Raw genomic sequence first — 4,454 nt, forward strand, 5'->3', positions numbered from 1 at the left:
AAACTATAGTAGTGTCTGTGTAACGGATGGCTATCAAGTCTATCATGCACTTGAAAAAGAGTTAAAAGACTTAAAGATAGCTGGTTGTTGGGCTCATTGTAGGCGTAAATTTGCAGATGTTGTTAAAGCGTTAGGCAAAGAAAAAGCCAAGAATACGCTAGCCTATGCAGCACTACAACAGATCAGTGCCATCTATAAGATTGAAGAAGAATTTAAAGACCTTTCTCCTGAGGAAAGAGTGAACAGGCGTCAGCTCAGTGTCAAGCCACTAGTAGATGCTTTCTTTGCATGTGTAAAAGCTAATCAGCATAAAGTACCTGAGAAATCTGCAACAGGAAAAGGATTTACTACTGTATCAATCAGGAGCAATATCTCAGAGTCTTTTTAGAGAATGGAAATGTCCCAGTAGATAATAATGCTACTGAACAATCTATACGAAGCTTCTGTATAGGCAAGGCTAACTGGCATTTAATCGATACAATCAATGGTGCAAAAGCTAGTGCAATCATCTATAGTATTGCGGAAACAGCTAAAGCGAATCAATTGAAACCATACCACTACTTTGAACACTTACTGATTGAGCTGTCAAAACATCAAGATGACACAAATTTAGATTTTATAGGTGAATTATTGCCATGGTCAAAAACACTACCCAAAGAATGCCTAAAAACAGAACAATAACAAATGTGCCATCCAAGACGGGTGGCATTTTTAATATCCAGTACTTATGATTTACCGTTTACAAACATTGTTGCTGATTCTGGATATGAAAGTAAAGAAAACTATCTTTTTGTTGAGAGAAATAATCAGGTCGCTTTTATTAAACCTGCTAATTATGAGATTTCTAAAACTAGAAAATATAAGACAGATATCAGTCGACGTGAAAATATGACTTATGATGAAAAAGAAGATGTTTATTTGTGTAAGGCAGGCAGAAGGCTCACTGTAACAGGACTAAAAAGAAGTAAAAGTAAGACTGGGTATGTTTCTGAGAAAACACAGTATACATGTGAAGATTATAGTCATTGTGAGTTTAAGAAACAGCGTATTAAAGGAAATAATAGTAAGTCTCCATTAGAAGAACGTACTAAACGACTAGAGGTATCAAAAGTTTTTCAGAAAAAACGGGCTGAAGACTTAGAACGCATTCTTACAGATGAAGATTACAAACTTCGTATGAATCAAAGTATTCAGGCCGAAGGGTCATTTGCAAATATTAAAGGAGATATGTCATTTCGTAGATATTTATGCAAAGGTCAGAAAAATGTGCTTGCTGAAAGTATTCTTCTAGCAATGGCACATAATATCAATAAGCTAGATCACAAAATTCAAAATGGAAGCACTGGAACATACCTTTTTGAACTGAAAAAAGAAGCATAAATCTGTCTTAAGACTTTAGCCCCTATGAGTTCATTATGCACTTTATGAATAAGTATACCATTGGTTGTTAAGGTAACTTTTAATCCTTCTGTTGCACTCATATCCAAATATTTTCTTAAATGTGAATAAATATAATCTGTATACGGTTTTATAGCTTGTAAAATATGAGTAAAATCTTCTTTTGTATTACGTTTTAAGGCACGACTTGTTTTTTGCAAAATCGTAACTTAAATTACAAATATTCGTAATCTCTATATATACTTTTTTGAATCACTTCATCGGCTCTCAGTCTATATCTGTCATCTTGTTGTATGAACCTATTTTAACGATAATCATCCATTTTTACAAGTAGCATGTTTAGATAAAATGCATCTATACACTGATTAACTATTTTTTATGAGCGCTTGTACTTCCTCTAAAGATGGTGGATTAAGTGGTAATGGAAAACGTGAAATTGCTACCCCTGCTAATGCACTAGCAAACTGAATGGTCTCTAAATCTGACATCCCTTTTAAAAGTGCATAAACACACCCTGCTTTAAAAGTATCTCCAGCACCTAATGTACTTACCACATCTACATGATAAGGCGTAAAGAACTTTGGCATTTCACCCTTACGGCCATACATAATTTGATTTGCCCCTAATGTAAAGATTACAAGCCCTTCACTATTTTCAGTATACAATTTAAAAAGTTCTTCTCGATTACACTCTTTATAATGCATCCCTATAAATTCGTTGGATAATACATTAATGCTTGACCATTGATGTATTACCTCATCATATGGACAGTCAATGGTCACATAAGGCTTACTTATTTCATGACAAATCTCTGCTACCTCTAAAGTTTCATTACAAAAAATGGATCTAACCCTACAACTTTTGCAACTACAATATCCTCTCTTTTAGCCTTATTCCAACGTTTTACTGGCTCACTATAATAATGCTGAAAGCTTCCAAAAGGTGTACGGGTATGCTTATCTATAAGTACATAATCTTCTAAGCCTTCATACTCTGTATCATAATATAAACTTGTAATATCAACACTTTTGTTTTTATAAAAATCTTCGATTATAGGATAAGTATTTTTGCCCATATGATTACCATCCATTTTTACTTGAACGCCTAAGTGCGCAAGTACAGTGGCACAAGTTCCTGTTTCTCCTCCGGATAATCTATACTTTTGCTTTATTTCTCCATAAGTATCTGGCTGTGGATACTCCTCTTGAAGTAAAAAGCTATTCGTTACTAAAATCATCCCATATAAATAAACCTCTTGCATCTTTTCTTCCCCCTAGTATATTAAAGTCATAGCTAAAAAACTATGCTAATGATTTATAAACAAGATATCTTTTATGAGAGTATTCTCCTCTAGATATCATAAAACTATCTGACACATTTTGAATAAATTCCATTCTAAACGTATAGATATTCATCCCGACTTCTTCTAAAACATACAGTATGATAACCATTGGATAGGAAGAAAGACGTTCTCCCCCTAAGGAACCTTTTCTATGAGGTCATACCTGTATTCTTAGACAGTCAATCCATTCAATGAAAATTTATGTTTTAGCTAGTTGGGAGCCTATAAGCTATACCCGTGTCACATGCCAGGTTGTGTATTCATTGTCATCATGGACCCTATCTCAAAAAGAGCTTATTCTATGTCCAAAAATAATTATATTTCTATTAGTATTGACATTGGTTCATCTTTTAGTTTTATGTCCATTGTCGATTTCCTTGGAAACTTAGTCTTAAAGCCTTTTAAAATTTTTCATAATATCCTTGATTCCCTTAATCGTGCTCTTTTTAAAATAAAAAAAGCAGAAGAGCTGTATTCCTTGAAATCTCGCACATTTCTAGAATCTACGGAGATCTATCACTTTCCACCCTTCTGCCACCTGATGGAATCAGGATTTGAGGCGTTCATTATTAATCCTCTCATCACTCATTCTATCAAAAATTAGGGCATTAGAAAAGTGAAAAATGACAAACTAGATTCTATTGCTATTGCAAAACTTGGTCTTTCAGATAATCTTAAGACCTCTGTTATGCCTACTCAAGTTGTATTAGAGTTAAGTGCTTTAGTTCGCAAATACTACAAACTTATTGATACACGTTCTCCTGTGTTAATCAGCTCAAAAGCGATCTTCATGTTGTTTTTCCTCAATATCTAATGTTACAGTGGCAACTTCTTTAATGATTCTCAGGCAATATGGCACCCCTGATAAAATTTTACGTAGCCATAGAAAGACTATGATTGAAAAGATTACTAAAACATCTCGTAAAAGAACTCTCAAAGCTACTGAGCGTTATGAAAAACTTATTGAAGATGCTAAAGCATCTAAAGTGTTTGGATGTGAGAAAGTATTTACTTCAATATTTCCCTTACTCTAGATCAAATCGAAGATTTAGATAAGGCTTTAAATGCAATCCTACAATGCATTCAATCATTTGTAGATGAACACCCCGAGAAATCTTTTATTCAACAAATTCATCTTTTAGACTCTATTAATGATGTAGGCTTTTTATCTGCTGTTACTATCATGTGCGAAATAGGTGATTTCAGCATATTCAAGAGCCCTAAACAACTTTTTGATTACTTTGGTATGGACCCTAAAGTCAATGAATCTGGTAAGTTTAAGGGTACAGAATGCCCTATGTCCAAACGTGGATCACGTATTGCTAGACTTGTTGCTCTTGCGAACATTCATACTAAACGTAATGGCGAAGCCCTCAATCCACATCTTCACGCTTACTATCAGAAGAAAGTAGTTTCAAAACCTAAAAAAGTTGCTCTTGGTGCTGTAATGCATAAAGTTTGTAATATTATTTTTGCAGTACTTAGGGATGGTAAATCCTTTAAATTTCGTTCTCCTGAAGAACATCGTCAAAACTATAAACCACAACTCACACTTATTGCATAAGCAATAGTGAATGTAATAAATCCCCAACTCTTATCGATTGATTTGAGTTTATTAAGGTTACACTTTTTTAAAAGTAACCTTGCCAACATTCAAAAAGATTTTTTTAGCAATTACCATTGACAATAACTAGCTAGTCTAATCTAGACTAGC

At 33.9% G+C, this 4,454-nt stretch carries 5 protein-coding genes and 2 pseudogenes; 5 read left to right on the forward strand and 2 right to left on the reverse strand.

Going from position 1 to position 4,454, the window contains the following annotated elements:
• From JCM14822_RS17915 to JCM14822_RS17920, 3 genes and pseudogenes are all read left to right on the forward strand, one after another.
• Positions 1-435: pseudogene (locus tag JCM14822_RS17915) on the forward strand (IS66 family transposase); the annotation flags it as partial.
• A gap of 108 nt (positions 436-543) precedes the next feature.
• On the forward strand, positions 544-681 hold the full coding sequence (locus tag JCM14822_RS24680; protein WP_172674864.1) for a hypothetical protein: 138 nt from the start codon (positions 544-546) through the stop codon (positions 679-681).
• Between the two features lie 57 nt (positions 682-738).
• A pseudogene (locus JCM14822_RS17920) lies at positions 739-1,380 on the forward strand (transposase); the annotation flags it as partial.
• Between the two features lie 383 nt (positions 1,381-1,763).
• On the opposite strand, the gene JCM14822_RS22255 reads toward JCM14822_RS17920, so the two are convergent.
• Positions 1,764-2,180, reverse strand: a complete 417-nt coding sequence (locus tag JCM14822_RS22255; protein ID WP_242861559.1) for a carbohydrate kinase family protein — start codon at positions 2,178-2,180, stop codon at positions 1,764-1,766.
• A gap of 38 nt (positions 2,181-2,218) precedes the next feature.
• On the reverse strand, positions 2,219-2,659 hold the full coding sequence (locus JCM14822_RS22260; protein ID WP_242861560.1) for a hypothetical protein: 441 nt from the start codon (positions 2,657-2,659) through the stop codon (positions 2,219-2,221).
• Between the two features lie 697 nt (positions 2,660-3,356).
• Between JCM14822_RS22260 and JCM14822_RS22265 the strand changes: the two genes are divergently transcribed.
• Both JCM14822_RS22265 and JCM14822_RS22270 read left to right on the forward strand, forming a co-directional pair.
• Positions 3,357-3,554 (forward strand): transposase, encoded by a 198-nt coding sequence (locus JCM14822_RS22265; RefSeq protein ID WP_157047886.1) that lies wholly within the window; start codon positions 3,357-3,359, stop codon positions 3,552-3,554.
• A gap of 315 nt (positions 3,555-3,869) precedes the next feature.
• Positions 3,870-4,304: a transposase gene (locus JCM14822_RS22270; protein ID WP_278287256.1), complete on the forward strand. Its 435-nt coding sequence runs from the start codon at positions 3,870-3,872 to the stop codon at positions 4,302-4,304.
• Positions 4,305-4,454 lie beyond the last annotated feature (150 nt).

The organism is Cellulosilyticum ruminicola JCM 14822 (genome assembly GCF_001311925.1).
Taxonomy (GTDB): Bacteria; Bacillota; Clostridia; order Lachnospirales; family Cellulosilyticaceae; genus Cellulosilyticum; species Cellulosilyticum ruminicola.

Coding starts and splice junctions, on each gene's coding strand:
- JCM14822_RS22260 (WP_242861560.1), bottom strand. CDS start 2,659: ATGCAAGAGGTTTATTTATATGGGATGATTTTAGTAACGAATAGCTTT.